We start from the raw sequence: 18,360 nt of genomic DNA, 5'->3' as shown, positions 1-18,360 counted from the left end.
TTATTTGCAAAACAGCGAGATAACGTCGGGTGGAACTATGATTAAGTTTACTCTCAATGATAAAGCAGTCAGTAGTAATGCCGCGGAAGATACCCCATTGCTTTGGGTGATCCGCGACGAGTTAAAATTAAAGGGCACCAAGTTTGGTTGTGGTATTGCCCAGTGCGGCGCCTGTACGGTGCATTTAAATGGTGCAGCTGTTCGCTCCTGTGCTACGCCGGTGTCGGCGGTAAATGGTGCAAAAGTAACGACAATTGAGGGACTTAAAGGCGAACATCCTTTGCAAAAAGCCTGGCTTGAGGCTCAGGTTCCGCAATGTGGTTATTGTCAGTCGGGACAAATCATGCAGGCGGCCAGCTTATTGTCGCAAAATCCCAATCCGACGGAAGATGAAATCATTGCGGCGATGAACGGTAACCTTTGCCGCTGTATGTCTTACACCCGGATCACCAATGCCATTATGTCAGTTGCCGGCAGTAATGCGGTGCAGATGTACGATCCGGAAGATGATAATTCTGAAAATGATACAACGGCATAGGAGGACGGGTTATGAAATCGATTAAAGACGCTAAACAAGGTATCAGCAACTACTCACGTCGTCGTTTTTTAATTGGCAGTGCCGGTACTTCGTTGTTGATGGCCTTTGCGCCATTATCCCTGGCAAAAGTATCCACTCGAGAAATGGCTGAAGGTGTTTCCACTAATAAGTTTTCCCCAACCGTTTGGTTTGAGATTGCCGGCGATGGCCAGATAAATATCAATATTCCACGAGCAGAAATGGGGCAACACGTGGGCACCGCATTGGCGCGAATTGTCGCCGATGAACTGGGAGCAAACTGGGACGATGTCAGCATTACTCACGTCGATACTGATCCGAAATGGGGATATATGGTCACTGGTGGTTCCTGGTCAGTGCATCAGTCGTTCACGCCATTTTCGCAGGCGGGCGCGGCTGGTCGCATGGCATTAATTGAAGCCGCCGCGAAGATTCTCCGTACCGATGCAGGTCAGTGTAAAGTCAAAGATTCAAAAGTTATCTGTGGCAGTAAAGCCATTACTTTTGCTGATATTGTTTCTAAATCAACACTGGATAAAACTTACACCCCAGAAGAGCTAGCGGCACTGCCGGTGAAATCGGCGAAGCATCGCAAACTTATCGGTAAACCTGCAAAGGCCCTGGATATCCCGGCGAAAATCGACGGTAGCGCAACTTATGGCCTGGACGTTGAGTTGGACGATATGGTTTATGCCAGGCCGGTAATGCCGCCAACGGCTTACGGCTCGAAAGTGAATAATGTCGATGATTCTGAAGCCAAAAAAATCGATGGTTACCTTGGCTTTGAAATACTCAAAGACCCCAGTAATTTAATTCAGGGTTGGGTCGTGGTGCTGGCTACTAATTACGTCAGTGCCATCAAAGCGGGTAATGCGTTAAAAGTAGATTTCGCTCCAGGTGAGATGGTGAATGTCAGTGAAGCCGATATTCTCGGGCAAGGGCAAAAGCTGGTTAAAGATCTGGATAAAGGCGCCTGGTTTGTCAACGAAGGTGATGTTGATAGTGCCAAAGCCAGTAGTGAAACCACGGTCGAAAGCGTTTACCAAACCAATACGGTATTGCACTTTGCACTCGAACCGTTAAATGCGACTGTCTATGAAAAGGACGGTATTTGGCACGTTCACGGTGGTAATCAGTGGCAATCTCTAACGTTGCCGGCAATCGCCAAAGCGCTGGAAGTTGGTGAAGATAAGGTGATAATTCATACCTATTATCTTGGTGGCGGATTTGGCCGCAGACTGTTTGGCGATTACATGATCCCTGCAGCCCTGACCGCTAAACAATCCGGTAAAACGGTGAAGTTTATTTTTACCCGGGAAGATGACAGCAAATTTGATCAACCTCGTTCCGCCTCAGTTTCCAAATTCCAATCCTACTTTGATAAAGATAATAACTTTCTGGGCATGACCCATGGTTTTTGTGCCGGTTGGCCAACCTTGGCGATGGCAGCGGATTTCATGCCTGAAGGGGCAAACAATACAGGTAAACTGGATCCATTTTCTGCCGCTGGCGCCGATCACTGGTACACCATGGCAAATCATCGCGCTTTGGCTGTGAATAATGATCTGGCCCAGAAAACCTTCAAACCCGGCTGGCTTCGTTCAGTTGGCCAGGGCTGGATAGTCTGGGGCTTGGAATCCTTTATTGATGAAACAGCAATACAGGCAAAAATGAATCCAATTGATTTTCGCCTGTCGCTACTGGATGCTAAAGGCAAGCAGAAGGGAACCTGCCCTAACAGTACGGGCGGCGCGAAGCGCCTGCACAATGTACTGTCTCGATTAAAGGAAAAGCTGGGAGATACCGGTGACTTGGCTGAAGGTGAAGGTATCGGCGTATCTGTCAGCTCAGGTCAAGAGCGCAACATGCCTGCCTGGCTAGCTGTCGCAGCCCATGTCGACGTCGACAAGGCTTCTGGCAAAGTAAATGTTAAAAAGCTAACACTAGTGATGGATTCTGGCACTGTTGTGCATCCCGATGGCGCACTAGCGCAATTAGAAGGCGGCGCATTATGGGGATTAAGTATGGCCTTGTATGAGTCGACAGAATTTAAAGATGGGCAGGTGAAGGATTTGAACCTAAATACCTACACGCCATTGCGCCATAGCCAGGTTCCTGAGTTAGATATTGAATTTATCGACAGTACTGAAATGCCTGTCGGGCTTGGTGAGCCTGGTGTTATTGGTATCGCCCCGGCCATTGGTAACGCTATATATCAGGCGGTTGGTGTGCGGGTGAAAGATTTACCGATTCGACCTGAGCATGTGAAGAAGCTTTTAGGGTAGAACCTACTGAGCTGTATTGATAAAAACCGGGCTTAGTCGCCCAGTTTTTGTCTCTAGGAAAATTCTTTAACCATCAAGATATCTCGTTGCTCATCACTCCCCAGCCAAAAGCTGGTAGTGCCGCATTCAATAAAGCCAAATTTTTGATAAAAACGAATTGCTCTTGGGTTATCTTCCCAGACACCCAACCAGACCCCATCGCACTCGAGATCCTTTGCCTGTTGCAGTGCATCTTCGAATAATATTTTTCCAACACCTGTGCCCAAAAAATCTTTACCAACATAGATTCGATCCAGATGCAGTGGTTGTTTTAGCGGACAGCTATCGAAACTATTGCCGGGTCTGACTTGGGTGAAACCGGCTAGCACATCGTCGACAAATACCAGCTTAGTGACAATATCTGAGTTTAAAATCTCCGAACATTGCTTTTCTTCGCTGTAATTTTTCAGGCAATAAGCGTCCATGTCATCGGGCGCGTTAAACTCACTAAAGGTATCGCGAAATGATTTCTCCATCAGGGTGGAGAGCGCTTTTGCGTCATTGGCGGTGGCTAGCTGGACTTGCATGGGCATAAATACTGGGCTTGATAATGGATTTAGATAGTTTATCCAGATGGTAAAAGATTAGAAAGGCTGGTTAATAATAACCCTTAGCTGTGTTCCCTCACTGGATTTAGCGTAGTCGATACGGGTAATGATCCCTTCGATGTTCATGCGAATTCCGCCGCCAAAGCTAAATTTCATATCTTCATGAAGGTCACTTAAATTGAATTGGTCGGAAATCTGCCCGGCATCGACAAACGCCACCCACTGCCACCAGGGAAAGCGATAGTTTTCGATAATCGGTAATTCAGGAAGCGGGTGCCATCCTGGAATCGCTCGATATTCAAGGCCATAGCTCACTGCCGAACGGCCATAAAAACGATTGGTATCATAGCCGCGAAGACTATCCCAGCCACCTAAGGTTACGCCGTCAAAATTTGGCGGGCGTTGATACTCGCCATTGCGTCTACTATTCCAACTCGGGGTATCAGCGAGGAGCATATTAAAGGCGATGGTCTGTTGCTGGAAAATCTTGTTGGAACCGAGAGATAAAAACTGTGAATATTCTGCCTCCACCTGAGTATATCCGGCGCGTCTGGAGTCGCCAAAATCTCTGATATAACGGGTCTGAACCTGAAAACCCTGGGATGGCATAGTGGTGGAGTTTCGATTGTCGTAATTTAGCTCTAGCTCAATACCGGCGCTGATTTCGGTGATCTGCGCATCGGTAGCCAGCTGCTCGTCATATTTGAGGTAACGGCGAAAAGGCATGAAGGTGAGGGTGGTAAAGCCGCTTTCATCGGGTAACCATTCTTCGATGTCTTTTAAATCCTTCGGTGATGAAGGTTGCCGCAACGTTGCAATCGCTCCTTTTTTACCGGCACCAATTGGCAAAACATAATCCAGGGTTATTCGTGAAAATCCCTGGCGGGCGCTTAACAATTGACGCTCAGGCAGATTAAAAGTTGGCTCATCGACATCGTTTACAAAGCGATAAAACCCCTGGGTGTAATGGGCGCGCATGATATCAGCGCTGATTAACCATTGTGATGCGGAGAGCGGCTGGTAATTATAAGCACCGCCATAGATAGCCCAGGAGTCATTTTGGCTATAAAAGCCGCCCGAAAAAAGCGTTGCCTGGGGTTGCCAGGCGTGTTTTAACACACCTGCTGCACCCACTGTGGTTTGCAGCATTTCGGTATGAAACGCAAACGGCAGGCCTTTAAATTCCGGCTTGTCGGGTAATTCTTGTTCGAGTGTGGGCTCAATAAACTTCTTCGCCTGACCGGGCAGGCTGATTAAGATAAGCAAAAATGTAAGAAGTCTGAGCATTGCGCCTGCGTTAACGGTTACGGTTTAGGTATTGCCGATACCGCATAGGCTGATGCGCCCAAAGGCAAGAAATTTAAGTGGCTTGCTATTAAATTAAACTATAGGTTAAATCACCCAACTTGTTGAATATTTACGAATTCTGTAAAACGTTATATTCTGCTGCTTTGCCTTTCCTCATTCACCTTAGTTTGCTGGAGTAATTTCATGAGCAACGAATTAAAGTCCGTCACCTTAACCAATGGCAATGGTATGGAAGTCACGTTGTTAAACCTCGGGGCTCGCCTGGCGTCAATTAAGTTCGCCGGTAAAGAGATGTTGGTCACTTATGCAGATTTAAACGGCTTTTTAAACGACGATTTGTATTTGGGGGCAACGTGCGGCCGGGTTTGCAATCGGATTAGTGATGGGCGCTTTATCCTTGATGGTGAAAACTATACGCTTGCTCAAAACAATGGCGGTAACTGTTTGCACGGTGGTGATGATAATTTCTCTTATCGATTTTGGGATATCCAGGAAGAGGGGTTAACTGAGCAGAGTGTGACCATGACCTTACATTCTGAAGATGGTGATCAAGGATTTCCTGGCAATCTCGATGTCTCGGTTAGCTATCGATTAACTGGCGACAACCAGCTTCATATCGATTTTCAGGCAAAAACCGATAAGGCGACGCCGGTAAACCTGACCAATCACGCTTACTTTAATCTCGGTGAGAAATCTGGGCAAGCGCTGCAGCTGCAGCTTATGGCCAGTACTTGCTTAAATCGCGCTGATAACGAGATGCCAGATGGTACCTTTCGAAGCGTGTTGAACACCGACTTTAATTTCAGAGAATTAACGTCGGTGGGCGAGCGTCAGCAACATACCCAGGATCCAGAGCTAGTCGCCATGGGGGGATTTGATCATTGTTTTATTCTCGATAACTCACCATTTGCAACGCCTAAAGCTCGTTTGGTAGCCGAGTCGCAGGGTATTGAAATGCGTCTATATACCGACCAAACTGCGGTGCAGTTTTATACCGGCAAGTACCTGGATGGAGAGTTTGAATCGTATCAGGGGCTTTGCCTGGAAGCGCAAAACTACACCGATGCGGTTAATCAAGCGCATTTTCCAAATAGTGTGTTGCGCCCTGAACAAACCTACCAACAAACGATCGTTTATGAGTTTTTTAATCTTTAACTCTTTAAATCGAATCGGCTTTTATCTCGTCGTCAGCGGGATTATCTGTCGATTTTTTAAGTTGCCAGCGTTGTTGTATCTGAAATACCAAGGATAAGAAAGCTGGCAATATCAACAAGGTCACCAGGCTAGAAAATAACAGGCCGAATAACACAATTACCCCAAGGCCGCGATACAGCTCGGTACCTTCACCTGGGATAAAGACTAAAGGCGATAAACCAAAGATGGTGGTAATCGTCGACATCATTACCGGACGTAAACGTACCGATAGTGCTTCCACAATTGCCTCTTTAATTGCCATCGATTGTTGCTGCAAATTGGCAATGGAACGCTCAACAATCAGAATAGGGTTATTAACCACGGTGCCTATCAATACCAAAAAGCCAAGCATGGTAATCACATCAAATGGTTGGTGATAAGCACTTAAGCCAAATGCTGGCAAGGTACTGCCCAGCAGATTAAACAAACCTAAGCCGATAATGCCGCCACTAATACCAATTGGCACGGTAGTCATGATCAATAATGGATATCCCCAGTTGGAAAAGACTGCAACCATGAGTAGGTAGGCGATGATTATGGCCAGCAAGAAGTTGCCCTGCATTGCTTCGCGGGTTTGCGCCAGTTCACTGGCGGCGCCGCTGATGGTGTGAGTGATATTCTCTTCTGCCAACGTCGAAGATAAGGGCGCTAATAAATCATTTTCGACAATTTTCAGGGCCTGCTCAAGCGCCATATTGCGAGGTGGCACAATTTGCAGGGTTACCGTCCGCATGCCATCAACCCGGCTAATGGTGGCGGTATCAACGGTTTCATTCAAACTAACTAAAGCAGATAGCGGCACTTGCTGGCCGTTCGGGCCATAAAACATCAGGTGCTCTAATTCTCTTGGACTATTTACCGTGCCTTGTTTCGCAAACAGCAACATATCAATCTTTTCATCATCGATATAAAACTCATCGACGAAAGCACCGTCGGAATAGGCCCAGATACTGTAACCTAAATCGGTCTGAGAAATGCCCAGCTCTGCGGCACGCTGCCAATCAGGAATTACTTCAACCATGGGTTGTGACATGCTCAAGGTCGGAGGGGATGGATTGGCATTTAATTGAGCACCGTCAATTAACTTGCCGGCGGTAGCCATTAACTGCAGTGCGCGATTGTAAAGAACACCGAGATCTCGGCCTTTTAATTCAATATTCAGGCTTCGGGTTCCACCCTGGTTGCCACTAAAAATAGAACCTCGGGATGCAAAGGAGCGCATGCCGGGAATGGCGTTAAATCGCTCGCTGATAGCATCAACCAATTGTGGCGTATCATGGCGGCTGATAGGTTCGGTAATAAAGGTCAGGGTACCTGGTGACATAAAACTGATATGCATGGCCAGAGGCGGTACATCGGTTTTAAACTCATCGCTGATTTCAACCGCGGCACCGGAGCTAGCGCTTTCATCAGATTGTCTGTTAGCCAGCGCCTGACGCTGCTCCTCATTGAGCCAAGATACGTTTGTACGGTCTACATTCTCGGTAAAGTCGCTATCTACCTGGCGCCATAAATCTTTCATGGTTTCCATGTTGTAGCCCGGTGGTGCCATCAATCGGGCAAACACCTTGGCTTCCTCCCCTTCAGGCAGGTATTCGGCATCGGGCACCAGTGCAAAGAGAGTGAACAGAGTAATTGCCAGGGTGATGGCAACGGCGCCAACCTGACGGCTGGTGCGTTTTAATATCCATCGACTAAACCCGAGAATGCGTTTTGCCATTGACTCACCCCAATTGGTGGTAACGTGCAACGCTTTATCTAGTTTACCTTTATGCTCAACCATCTCACGCACATTCAATATGCGCTGACTGGCTACAGGGATTAGGGTTATTGCCACCAACATCGACATGATAATCGAGGCGGCAATGGCAATGGCGATATCGCCATATAACTGACCGGCCTCCTGCTCAAGAAACACAATAGGTAGAAACACCATCACTGTGGTTAAGGTGGATGCCAAAATGGCGGGCCAGACTTCCCGGATACCATCGATGGCGGCATCTCGTCGACGCTTACCCATGGCGACATGACGAGTAATATTTTCCAGGGCAACGATGGCGTTATCCAGCGTCATACCAATGGCAAAGGCAACACCGGCGAGGGATACCACATTGATGGAGCGTCCTGAAAGGGATAACCCTAAAAATGCCGCGAGAATACAAATCGGAATGCCGAGGGCGCCAATCAAGGTTGCGCTGACGGAACGCAAAAAAAGTAATAACACTAAGGTTGCCAGCATGGTACCGATAATCAGATTCTGGATAACTGTGCTGGCAGAATTTTCTACATAACGCACATCTTCTGAATTAAGGGTCATTACCAGGCCCTGATCGGCGAGTAAGGTGCGGTTTAGCTCCGCAACCTGGTCCATGACCAGCTTTTTCAGGGAGATAACATTAGCATCCACCTGACGAGCGATGGAAATCCCCATGGTTTGCTGGCCTATGGTGGTTCGAAAAGAGCGCATTTCTTCATAACTCATTTCCGCCAGGCCGACATCTTTTAAACGTACATAGTAGCCATTTTGCTCGCTGATAATCAGATTGTTGAGGTCGTTTAAATCTTCAAATTTACCTAAGGTGCGGATCAAGTATCGGCGTTTACCAAAGTCCATATCGCCGCCAGATACGTCCCGGTTTCGGGTGCGAATGGCATTGCGAACATCGGCGACGGTTAACCCACGAGATGATAATTCAGCAGGTTTTAAACGAATATGGATTTGTTTTTGCGCGCCGCCGGAAACATTAGCCCTGGCAATACCCGGGATACGCTCTAACCGGGTTTTGATATTGTCTTCTATCCAGTCCTGCTGGTGAGTAATGTCGCGACTATCTTCTCCTTTAAACTGAATGGAGAAATACATAAACGAATTACCGGAGAAAGAACTGGCAATAACCGCTGGTTCATCGACATTCTCTGGGTAAGATGGCACTTGTGACAAGGCATTGTTGACCAGAATTAATGCTTCATTAATTTCCATGCCAAACGGAAATTCCAGTTCAATTTCCGCACTTCCAAATGATGCAGAGCTGACCATCCGCTGCAGGCCATTGATGTTTTTCAGGTATTCTTCCTGCTCGAGAAGAATTTCGGTTTCTATATCCTGAGGGGTAGCGCCAGGCCATCGGGTTTCGACGGTAATTATCCTGGGGTCTAAATCCGGGATCATTTGAATTGGCACACGAAACGCAGCAGCCAGGCCAAACAGACAAATGATTAAGATGGCGACCAACAAGACGATGGGCTTTTTCAATATCATATCGAGCATGTCAGCGGTCCCTATTTTTGATCTTTCGTCATCGCGGTTTTGGTTAGCTCCGGGATCACCGCATCACCATCGCGCAAGGATTCATTGCCATAAATAACCACCTGGTCGCCTACCTTTAAGCTACTGCTGGTTACAGCAATGCCTTGCCCTTGTTGCGCGCCAGTAACAACCGAAACCGATTTTGCCTGAGTACCCTGACCGGCATTGACGATTTTAAACACTTTGACACTACCGTCGATTTTTCTTACCAAAGCATCTTTGGGAAGAAATAAGCTCGCCTGTCCCTGATTTTGCTCAATCAGAAAACGGCTTCTGACATTCATGCCTGGTAGCCAACGACCGTCTTTATTATCGAGGCGAAGACGCACCAGAAAACTTCTCAATGCGGCATCAGCCTGGGGCACGATCCTATCGACTTTAGTGGTAATCGCGCCTTGAGAATTGTTGCTGCTATCTACCAATACCTGAGTCTGGTTATTGATGTCGCCGTAATGGCGAATTGGTACCTGAATTTGCACATAAATGGGGTCTAATTTCGTCAGGATGAAAACCGGCGTGTCATTACCAACGGATTCGCCAACTTCGGTAAGCTTGGCAGTAATAACACCAGCGAAAGGCGCTTTTAAGGTATGGCGGGAGAGCTCTTCATTGGCAAGATTTAATTGCGCTTCAATTTGTTTTACCTGTGAACGGGCCGCTTGTTGTTCGGTAATTCGGGTTAGATATTCAGAATTAGAGATATTGTGATCTTTGCGAAGTTTTTCGCCTTCCGTGGCAAGACGATTGGCTTCATCGAGTCTTACTTTGGCTTCCTGTAACGATGCTTTTAATTGTTCTAGGGAAGTTTTTGCCTGAACCGCATCAAGGGTTAGCAGTCTTTGGCCTTTATTTACCGTATCGCCGATATCAACATGCATTTTTTCGACATAGCCAGATACTTTGACCGATAGCTGAGATTCTTTAAACGGAACCAGATTCCCGAAAATCGGTATTTGCGCCTGAAAAGATTTTTCCTCTACTTTGGCGACAAGGACTTTTCTCGCTTCGTCTTCCGCTTTTGCCTGCAGAGGCAGGTTGGTCGCTAATGTAACGGCAAGGGTGAGGCTTAAGTATCGGATGAAATTTTGCATATTTTTGGTTTTATTAAGCTTTATGTCTCTAGATATAACGTTAAATTAATTTGCCGCACTTCTCAATGATTTGCCGCTGGCGTTTATTGAGTATAGAAACTTTACAAGTGTTACATGACATTTTGTGCAAGTGGATCACATTTCAAACTTAGTTTGAGTATAATTAGCGAAATTTGTATCCGTGTCTGAAAAAGACCAAAACTTCGGAAAAATCTCATGTCATCGACTATTTCTCAGCCTTCTCCACAAAATTGGCAGACGGTTTTTATCAACGCCAATATCGCTACCATGAAGTCAGGAAGCGAATCCTATAGTGCTATTGAAAATGGTGCGTTGGCGGTAAATGCCGGCAAGATTGTCTGGATTGGTGCGATGGATGATTTATCAGAGATAAATTTACAAGATGTCGTCGGAATTGACGTTGTCGATATTGCTGGGCAGTGGTTATTACCAGGGCTGGTCGATTGCCACACCCATATTGTTTATGGTGGTCATCGTGCTAATGAATTTGAATTACGGTTGCAAGGTGCAAGTTACGAAGAAGTCGCCAAAGCTGGTGGCGGTATCGTCTCAACCGTAAAAGCCACGCGAGCGGCGAGTGAACAGCAATTATTTGATTCCGCACTGCCAAGGTTAAAAGCCTTGCAATCAGAGGGCGTTACTACCATCGAAGTAAAATCTGGTTATGGCCTGGATACCGAAACAGAATTAAAAATGTTGCGTGTCGCAAAACGCTTGGGTGAGCAACCTGGTGTTGAGGTCCGTAAAACTTTCCTCGGCGCCCATGCGTTACCGGTAGAGTTTGCGGATAATGCCGATGGATATATCGATCTAGTGTGCAATGAGATGCTGCCAGCGGTTGCAGACGCTAAATTAGCAGACGCTGTTGATGTGTTTTGTGAAGGCATTGGTTTCGATATCGCTCAGACCGAGCGGGTGTTTCAGGCGGCAAAACAACATGATATTGCCATTAAAGTCCATGCGGAACAGTTATCGGATCTTGGTGGTACAGAGTTAGCGGCAAAATACCAGGCGCTTTCCAGTGATCACCTGGAGTATTTATCAGAAGATGGCATTAAGGCGATGCATCAGGCTGATATGGCCGCAGTATTGTTACCGGGTGCATTCTACTTTTTACGGGAAACTAAATTACCGCCGATTGATCAGTTACGTGAGCAGGGTGTTGCGATGGCACTGGCAACCGATGCTAACCCGGGCTCTTCGCCAATCCACTCGATTCAATTAATGCTGAATATGGCATGTACATTGTTCCGATTAACACCGGTTGAGGCAATTGCTGGCGTGACTATTCACGGTGCTAAAGCATTGGGTGTTGATGATAAAGTAGGTTCCCTAGAGGTAGGTAAACAAGCGGATATCACAGTATTTAATATCGAACAGGTGGCGCAGCTTTGCTATCAATATGGGGTAAACCCATTAACCGCGGTTTATAAAGCCGGTGAGAAAGTCGCTTAATTGGCTTACTAGCTTGAGCTGTAAAAAGCTATCTTGAGATCCCGGGTCGTGGCCCGGGATGACGATTAGTTATATGCCACGTCATACCGGCGAACGACTGCACGGATGTAGGAGGTAGAGCAATGCAGGGAGCGATTGCCGAAGCCGGTATCTATCGGCTTCTAAGTTCGAATCCAGATTATATTGAGATTGCGGATCCTGGTCCGCAATGACGCTTCATTTTATTACGTCATACCGGCAAAATGCCACGTCATACCGGCGAACGACTGCACGGATGTAGGAGGTAGAGCAATGCAGGGAGCGATTGCCGAAGCCGGTATCTATCGGTTTCTAAGTTCGAATCCAGATTATATTGAGATTGCGGATCCTGGTCCGCAATGACGCTTCATTTTATTACGTCATACCGGCAAAATGCCACGTCATACCGGCGAACGACTGCACGGATGTAGGAGGTAGAGCAATGCAGGGAGCGATTGCCGAAGCCGGTATCTATCGGCTTCTAAGTTCGAATCCAGATTATATTGAGATTGCGGATCCTGGTCCGCAATGACGCGATATTTAAGTGCAGAACCGGATTGTCTTAAAATTGCCGATCTTAGCCCGGGATGACGTTTAAATTTGCAACTGGGCTAAAGCGACAATTTACCTGTGAGTTACCTATAAGCTGGGCTCGAGTAAATCCCAAAGGTTGCCGTACAAATCTTCGAATATCGCTACCGTCCCATAAGCCTCGTGGCGGGGCGTTTCCTTAAAAACCACTCCAGATTCGAGCATGGTTTTATAATCTCGTTGAAAATCGTCGGTCTGTAAAATCATCAGCACCGCATCTCCGGCTTGTTTACCAATCGCCTGGCGTTGTATTGGTGTTTCAGCCAGCGCAAGGGCTAAGGCAAATTCTTTTGCGCCTTTCGGCTGCAGTTGCACCCAACGCTTACCTTCACCAAGGTCAAAATCGCTTAACAGATTAAACCCCAGCTTTTCGGTGAAAAACGCAATGGTTTCATCGTAATCGTTAACCAGATAAGAAAAGCTTCTTATGTGTTGGCTCATTTTTATCTCAATACAGCGTCTCAATGTAGTCAAAATATAAAGGATATTGGGTTTAGTTATAATTAAGCCCATGGCTTAGATCAATCCTTTATCTTGCCAGACTCGTAGATTTGTTTATATGCTGAGAGAAACATTGCGGAGATTACCATGCAAGAAGCGATTGATGTCAAACAAGCCCTAAGGGTCTGTAATAAGATTATGAGCCATGGGCAGCGACTAGATGGTGCCTACAAACTAGGCGATTTAACAGCACAGAGTGATTATGATGGTTACACCTTAACCCTGGCCGATCACGCAGTGACGCTAAGTATTTTTTTTCACAATAAGCATCAACTGGACTGCAAACGCGCGATTGAGCTGGATGCATTTTTGCAAAAAGTAGAAAAGCTCGATAAGAAAAACTTTAGTTAATCAGAGCGTTTATACGCGTTGGCGTCTTAATGACGGTGGATTGTCGGAAAAATATCGTGGTTTTGTCATAACTCAGGCGGTATATTCATCTCAATCCAAAATTCAAAGGCAAGTTGGAACGCCAATGCATAACAATAAAATCAGCGAGCTTCGAAATCAGCGTGGATGGTCGCAGGAAAAGCTGGCGGAGATTTCCGGATTAAGTGAGCGCACCATTCAACGAGTCGAAAAACAAGGGCGCTTTTCCCCTTCTACCAAACTTGCATTAGCCAATGCTTTTGACCTAGATGCTAAAGAATTATACGCCGAACAATTAGATGCCAATGATCTAGAATGCAATGATTCAAATTCGTTGGCGCCATCCGATTCCATTCAATGTGCCAAAGCATCAAACTCGCCTGAGTCCAATACGGCTATTACTTATCGCTACGACTGGGCGGGTGCATTAGGTTTGCTAGTGCTGGGGTTATGTATTCCTGCAATAATTTTGCTGACCGGCACCAATGGCAAGTGGGAGCTGGCAAGTTTTGCCTTGGTAATCGTCTTAACCATTACCTTAACCCTGATGAACTATGGTTTTAAGGCTACTCATAAACTATTCGATAAAACTTCCTGGATTGTGCGTTACCCCAGTTATGTTGAAGACCTTGATATCATGATAAGGCAAGGGAGATATGTTATTCGCACCGCCTATGGTGTCGGCGCTATGGTATCATTTGTCGCGGCAATTACGCTGTCGGTGCATCAGCCGGATGTGTTCTCATCTCTGTCATATGGAGCTGCGCTTGTTATCAAGCCGCTTATTTATGCTTTGTTATTTGTCGAGTTTTGGTTTCGACCCTACGTAAATAAAATAAAGAAGATGCTGGCGGCGCAGCAAAACTAAGAATATTGGAAGCAGGGGCAGAGAAATTGATTTTCAACGACTCTGATAATCCCCTTGATTTTGAAATAGCTCGTATTAAAGGTTAATTTGAGATCCAAACCGTCTGATAAGGCGCCAAAGTGATACATTCGCGAACGTTTGTGTATTGAGTACCAGTGATCAAATCGCCCCATTCATCAAGGTCAATCAAATTCAAATCTGCCAAAGACAATTCCTGCGGTTCACAAGTAACGTTCGAGATGCAAAAAACACTCTGGCGTCTGTCCAGACTTTGTCGCCAGAAACCAAACAATTGCACCCCTAAATGTAGGGTAAATTGGGTGGCGTTAGGGTGAAATGCTTTTTGTTGTTTGCGCAGTTTGATCAGCGCCGTCATTTCATCAAACACCTGTGAGTGATGACTAAAAGAATTACTTAAATGTCCCTGCAAGGTTGGGTAATCCCATTTATGACGATTGATACAACGATTCTGATTGCTCAGGTTTACCCGCTCTATATCATTTTGAGTACCCATGAAACTATGGATATAAATCGCCGGTATCCCTTCAATACCAAGCATTATGGTATGAGCGCAAATAAAGCGTTGCTTTTGCAGACCATCAAGGCCATCAACGGTACCAGATAAGGCATCGTATAGGCTGATATTCATTTCATAGGGTTGGTTACGTCCACCTTTTAACGCCCGCCAGGAAACCCGACCGCCGAAACTGACCATGGTATTGATAAGCAGGTCGGTTTCTTCTTCACTTAGCAGGCCTTCAACCGGTCTTAAGCCAACCCCGTCATGGGAGGCAATAAAGTTAAAATAAGCGGTACCATTTTGTGCTGGCGGTAATGACATCAACCAGGTTTTTAAATGGGTACAATCGCCGGTAACCAGTGTATTAATTAATAAAGGCGGTAATGAGAAGTTATAAATGGCATGGGCTTCATTGGCATTACCGAAATACATAAGATTCTGACGATTAGGTATATTGGTTTCGGTAATAATTACCGCTTCTGGGTTTTTATGCTCAACCAACAGACGCAATAATCGAACAATTTCATGGGTTTGCGGGAGGTTCAGACAGGTGGTGCCAGCTTCTTTCCATAAAAATGCCACGGCATCAAAACGAAAGATGGACACGCCTTGTTCCAGGTAATAGTTAAGAACGCTGACAAATTCATTGAGTACGACCGGGTTACGAAAATCAAAATCTACCTGATCGTGACTAAACGTGCACCAGACATGCTTGGTACCATCGGCGGTAACGACCTCTTTTAATAAATCATGAGTACGCGGGCGAACCACCATGGATGTATCTTCCGTAGGCGGGGCTTCGAAAAAGTAATCCTTACCCGGATGTTTACCTTGTTTGAAGTTTTCAAACCAACCGCTTCGTGCCGAACAATGATTGATAACCACATCGGCCATCACTTTTACGTCTTTACTGAGTGCCTGAATATCCGGCCAGTCTCCCAAAGATTCATTTACCTGATAGTAGTCTATTACCGCAAAGCCATCGTCTGAACTGTAGGGATAGAAAGGCAAAATGTGCACCGCACTCACCACATCGTTTAGGTAGTTATTGACAAAATGATGAAGATTTTTAATCGGTTTTTGTGGCGGTGATTTTGATTCATCAAGCAGGCTGTCGCCATAGGTGATGAGGTAAATATCACTTTCGTCCCACAGGTTGGTAAAAGGTGCCGGCGGCTGCGCATCTTCGGGAATATCCATGGTGTTGATTAATTGTTGAGCCAGCTGCTGGCAATTTTCCGCTGGATAAATCACATTCAGATGGGCTTCAACTCGTTGCATCAGTTCTGTGGTCATAGGGCACTCTTTAGGTCTGCTGCTTACTCGTTGTTATTAAATCAGGCGGACTTTTTCTGTAAATGCGCAGAAAATTCCTGGTTGTCAGCTTCAACCGCGGCTTTTAAGCGCTCGAAAATATCCGGCTTGGCATTAATCACCCGGTTCCAGCTTGGAATAAATGGTGTTTCCATCGGATCTTCTAAAAACTTATTACCGGCTTTGATAATGTTTTCAGCGAACAGCTCAACGGCTTGTTCTTCTTTGTGAACATCGAGCTCAAGGCCATTGATCATCGCATCGTTTCGGTAGGTTTCAATGAAATCGAGAGCGATTCTGTAGTAGGTTGCTTTCAGGGTCCTGAAGGTACCATTGTTAAATACTGTGCCTTGAATCGCCAGTTTACGGAACAATGCTTTGGCAATATCGATAGACATTTTCGACAGGCCACCGCAATCGTCATGTTGTGACAGGTCCTGATGTTTGTGATCATAAACATCGGCAATATCCACTTGACACAAACGGTTGGTGGCATAGTTGCGTTTCATTTCCGCCAGTACGCCAATTTCTAAACCCCAGTCGCTGGGGATTCGTAAGTCGTTAAGTACATCGATTCGAAAAGAAAATTCGCCCGCCAAAGCGTAGCGATAGCTATCGAGGTAATCGAGATATTCGGTATCATCCACCAGTTTTTTCAATGCCCGAATCAGTGGAGTTACAAGCAAGCGACTAACGCGGCCATTCAAGGTGCCGTTAGCAATGCGTGAGTAAAAGCCCTTACAGAATTCATAGTTAAATTTCGGGTTGGCGACCGGATAAATTAAGCGGGCGAGTAAGTTGCGATCATAGGTCAGAATATCGCAATCATGTAAAGCAACAGATTCCACCTGATTACAGGCAAGGACATAGCCAAAGCAATACCAGACATTACGGCCTTTACCCATATGCTCTGGCGCCAGACCCAACTCCTGCAACTCTTTATCGAGAGCTTTTAAGCGAGGACCATCATTCCATAACACCTGATGTGGTTGCGGTAGTTTTGAGAAAAACTCGAGCGCGTGTCGGTATTGGTCTTCATCGGCCCTATCCAGGCCGATAACAATCTGCGAGAGATAGGGAACCTTGGTGAGTTCATTGATAATATTCGGTAAGGCTTTGGTTTCCAGCTCTGAATACAGAGAGGGTAAAACTAAACCCATAGGCCGTACCTGACTGAACTCTTTTAGCTCTTCTTCCATATCTTCAACTGGACGGCGGGACAGGTTATGCAAGGTAGTAATAATACCGTTTTGATAAAAGTCACCCATAAAAGATCTCCTTAGTCTCGTTAGCTAGTTACGCGTTTTCCTGAAGCAGGGTAAGGATGGAATCGTTCCAACCATCTGGACCCTGATAGCGTGAGCGGATCAGGTGCGGATGTTTTTCTATTACTGGATTTTCATGTACCGGAGAGGCAATGACGACGGCAATATCAGCGCAGCTGAGCATATCGCGGTCATTGTCACTGTCGCCAAGGGCGATCAAGGTTTGCTGGTTATCGCTGTTTAGCTCATACATTTCTTTAAGAAATGTTAACGGCTTAGCCTTATTACTCTGGCCAAGCACATGCACGAACCGGCCGCCTTTAATGACGTTTAGGCCATAAAGCTGCAGATGTTTTACAAAGCTTTTGAGGTTGTCTTCCTTGTCTTGCCAATATAATGGCTCGGAAAATTGTCTCTCCTGTGCACTTGCTGCCTGGTCCAGGTTGAGGCCAGTTACCTGACATAATTCGCGTGCCGACATGGCGTTAAAACCACGATATTTGAATGAATGCTGGGCGTTAAAGGTGGTTAAACGGGAGAGAATTTCTGAACGGTTTAATCCGAATTTGTATAACCAGTAGGCACCAGCATCAAAGCGAAGAACCTTGCATTCCGCTTCTTTGGCAAAATAGTCTTTGGGAATATACAAAGCCGATCCATTTTCAATAATGAAAGGGTGGTTGTTATTCAGGGTTTTGCATAGGCGTTCGGTTTCGATAAAGGTTTTACTGGTATTGAAGATGATCGGAACCTGAGCGTTGTCACAATATTCAAGTGCCGGCATGGCTTTGTTAAAACGATAGGTGTGATGGTCAAGAAGGGTGCCGTCGAGATCGGTAGAAATTATGTATTGGTTTTCCAAAATGCCAGCCTTTTATTATCGATGTTGCAAGGGATTCATCGAGATGAATCTCGTGGGGTATATTACTGGGAGCAACAAGCGTACCAAGATGCTATCGCGCGCAATGAGCCATATTCGGGCAATGGTTAGAGTGTAAGTTGGCATTTTTTGAACGATATTTGTGCGCCTGCACTTTTTTGGTGCGTTCGATCTTTGTGCAATTCGAGTGTTGGCTTCGGTCAAGGTGTTGTTGCTTACACTGGTAAGGT

Annotated in this window: 14 protein-coding genes; 6 read left to right on the top strand and 8 right to left on the bottom strand. The window is 46.0% G+C overall.

What is annotated here, in order from left to right:
* The first annotated feature begins 37 nt into the window (after positions 1–37).
* On the top strand, positions 38–538 hold the full coding sequence (locus tag FNC98_RS14260; RefSeq protein ID WP_144034972.1) for a (2Fe-2S)-binding protein: 501 nt from the start codon (positions 38–40) through the stop codon (positions 536–538).
* An 11-nt stretch (positions 539–549) separates the two neighbouring features.
* On the top strand, positions 550–2,841 hold the full coding sequence (locus FNC98_RS14255; protein ID WP_144034971.1) for a xanthine dehydrogenase family protein molybdopterin-binding subunit: 2,292 nt from the start codon (positions 550–552) through the stop codon (positions 2,839–2,841).
* Between the two features lie 53 nt (positions 2,842–2,894).
* Here FNC98_RS14255 and FNC98_RS14250 read toward each other — a convergent pair whose 3' ends face one another.
* Both FNC98_RS14250 and FNC98_RS14245 read right to left on the bottom strand, forming a co-directional pair.
* A complete protein-coding gene (locus tag FNC98_RS14250; RefSeq protein WP_144034970.1) occupies positions 2,895–3,413 on the bottom strand; it encodes a GNAT family N-acetyltransferase in 519 nt (172 codons plus the stop codon).
* Between the two features lie 51 nt (positions 3,414–3,464).
* The gene (locus FNC98_RS14245; protein ID WP_144034969.1) at positions 3,465–4,715 is read right to left on the bottom strand and encodes a BamA/TamA family outer membrane protein; all 1,251 of its coding nucleotides are present in this window, start codon (positions 4,713–4,715) and stop codon (positions 3,465–3,467) included.
* Between the two features lie 204 nt (positions 4,716–4,919).
* Between FNC98_RS14245 and FNC98_RS14240 the strand changes: the two genes are divergently transcribed.
* Positions 4,920–5,891 (top strand): aldose epimerase family protein, encoded by a 972-nt coding sequence (locus tag FNC98_RS14240; protein WP_144034968.1) that lies wholly within the window; start codon positions 4,920–4,922, stop codon positions 5,889–5,891.
* Between the two features lie 4 nt (positions 5,892–5,895).
* Here the strand turns inward: FNC98_RS14240 and FNC98_RS14235 are convergent, their stop codons facing one another.
* Both FNC98_RS14235 and FNC98_RS14230 read right to left on the bottom strand, forming a co-directional pair.
* On the bottom strand, positions 5,896–9,198 hold the full coding sequence (locus tag FNC98_RS14235; protein WP_144034967.1) for an efflux RND transporter permease subunit: 3,303 nt from the start codon (positions 9,196–9,198) through the stop codon (positions 5,896–5,898).
* A gap of 11 nt (positions 9,199–9,209) precedes the next feature.
* Positions 9,210–10,328 carry an efflux RND transporter periplasmic adaptor subunit gene (locus FNC98_RS14230; RefSeq protein WP_144034966.1) on the bottom strand — a complete coding sequence of 373 codons (1,119 nt, stop codon included), beginning with the start codon at positions 10,326–10,328 and terminating at the stop codon, positions 9,210–9,212.
* A gap of 216 nt (positions 10,329–10,544) precedes the next feature.
* Here FNC98_RS14230 and hutI point away from each other — a divergent pair, with 216 nt between their 5' ends.
* Positions 10,545–11,804, top strand: coding sequence for an imidazolonepropionase (gene hutI / locus FNC98_RS14225; RefSeq protein WP_144034965.1), 1,260 nt, complete (start codon positions 10,545–10,547; stop codon positions 11,802–11,804).
* A 657-nt stretch (positions 11,805–12,461) separates the two neighbouring features.
* On the opposite strand, the gene FNC98_RS14220 is transcribed toward hutI, so the two are convergent.
* Complete coding sequence (locus FNC98_RS14220) at positions 12,462–12,854, bottom strand: VOC family protein (RefSeq protein WP_144034964.1); 393 nt, start codon at positions 12,852–12,854, stop codon at positions 12,462–12,464.
* A gap of 147 nt (positions 12,855–13,001) precedes the next feature.
* Between FNC98_RS14220 and FNC98_RS14215 the strand changes: the two genes are divergently transcribed.
* Positions 13,002–13,265, top strand: a complete 264-nt coding sequence (locus tag FNC98_RS14215; protein WP_144034963.1) for a DUF3081 family protein — start codon at positions 13,002–13,004, stop codon at positions 13,263–13,265.
* 124 nt (positions 13,266–13,389) lie between these two features.
* Positions 13,390–14,151, top strand: a complete 762-nt coding sequence (locus FNC98_RS14210; protein ID WP_144034962.1) for a helix-turn-helix transcriptional regulator — start codon at positions 13,390–13,392, stop codon at positions 14,149–14,151.
* Positions 14,152–14,233: 82 nt separating this feature from the next.
* On the opposite strand, the gene FNC98_RS14205 is transcribed toward FNC98_RS14210, so the two are convergent.
* The 3 genes from FNC98_RS14205 to FNC98_RS14195 are packed head-to-tail and all read right to left on the bottom strand — an operon-like array spanning position 14,234 to position 18,112.
* Positions 14,234–15,967 carry a sugar phosphorylase gene (locus FNC98_RS14205; protein ID WP_144034961.1) on the bottom strand — a complete coding sequence of 578 codons (1,734 nt, stop codon included), beginning with the start codon at positions 15,965–15,967 and terminating at the stop codon, positions 14,234–14,236.
* Positions 15,968–16,008: 41 nt separating this feature from the next.
* Positions 16,009–17,253, bottom strand: coding sequence for a glycosyl transferase (locus FNC98_RS14200; protein WP_144034960.1), 1,245 nt, complete (start codon positions 17,251–17,253; stop codon positions 16,009–16,011).
* A 28-nt stretch (positions 17,254–17,281) separates the two neighbouring features.
* Positions 17,282–18,112, bottom strand: coding sequence for an HAD-IIB family hydrolase (locus FNC98_RS14195; RefSeq protein WP_185967986.1), 831 nt, complete (start codon positions 18,110–18,112; stop codon positions 17,282–17,284).
* Positions 18,113–18,360: the final 248 nt, after the last annotated feature.

Origin of the sequence: Thalassotalea sp. PS06, assembly GCF_007197775.1 — a bacterium.
Taxonomy (GTDB): Bacteria; Pseudomonadota; Gammaproteobacteria; order Enterobacterales; family Alteromonadaceae; genus Thalassotalea_A.
This window is presented reverse-complemented; position numbering and strand designations above follow the sequence as displayed.

Coding starts and splice junctions, on each gene's coding strand:
- FNC98_RS14260 (WP_144034972.1), top strand. CDS start 38: ATGATTAAGTTTACTCTCAATGATAAAGCAGTCAGTAGTAATGCCGCG.
- FNC98_RS14255 (WP_144034971.1), top strand. CDS start 550: ATGAAATCGATTAAAGACGCTAAACAAGGTATCAGCAACTACTCACGT.
- FNC98_RS14250 (WP_144034970.1), bottom strand. CDS start 3,413: ATGCCCATGCAAGTCCAGCTAGCCACCGCCAATGACGCAAAAGCGCTC.
- FNC98_RS14245 (WP_144034969.1), bottom strand. CDS start 4,715: ATGCTCAGACTTCTTACATTTTTGCTTATCTTAATCAGCCTGCCCGGT.
- FNC98_RS14240 (WP_144034968.1), top strand. CDS start 4,920: ATGAGCAACGAATTAAAGTCCGTCACCTTAACCAATGGCAATGGTATG.
- FNC98_RS14235 (WP_144034967.1), bottom strand. CDS start 9,198: ATGCTCGATATGATATTGAAAAAGCCCATCGTCTTGTTGGTCGCCATC.
- FNC98_RS14230 (WP_144034966.1), bottom strand. CDS start 10,328: ATGCAAAATTTCATCCGATACTTAAGCCTCACCCTTGCCGTTACATTA.
- hutI (WP_144034965.1), top strand. CDS start 10,545: ATGTCATCGACTATTTCTCAGCCTTCTCCACAAAATTGGCAGACGGTT.
- FNC98_RS14220 (WP_144034964.1), bottom strand. CDS start 12,854: ATGAGCCAACACATAAGAAGCTTTTCTTATCTGGTTAACGATTACGAT.
- FNC98_RS14215 (WP_144034963.1), top strand. CDS start 13,002: ATGCAAGAAGCGATTGATGTCAAACAAGCCCTAAGGGTCTGTAATAAG.
- FNC98_RS14210 (WP_144034962.1), top strand. CDS start 13,390: ATGCATAACAATAAAATCAGCGAGCTTCGAAATCAGCGTGGATGGTCG.
- FNC98_RS14205 (WP_144034961.1), bottom strand. CDS start 15,967: ATGACCACAGAACTGATGCAACGAGTTGAAGCCCATCTGAATGTGATT.
- FNC98_RS14200 (WP_144034960.1), bottom strand. CDS start 17,253: ATGGGTGACTTTTATCAAAACGGTATTATTACTACCTTGCATAACCTG.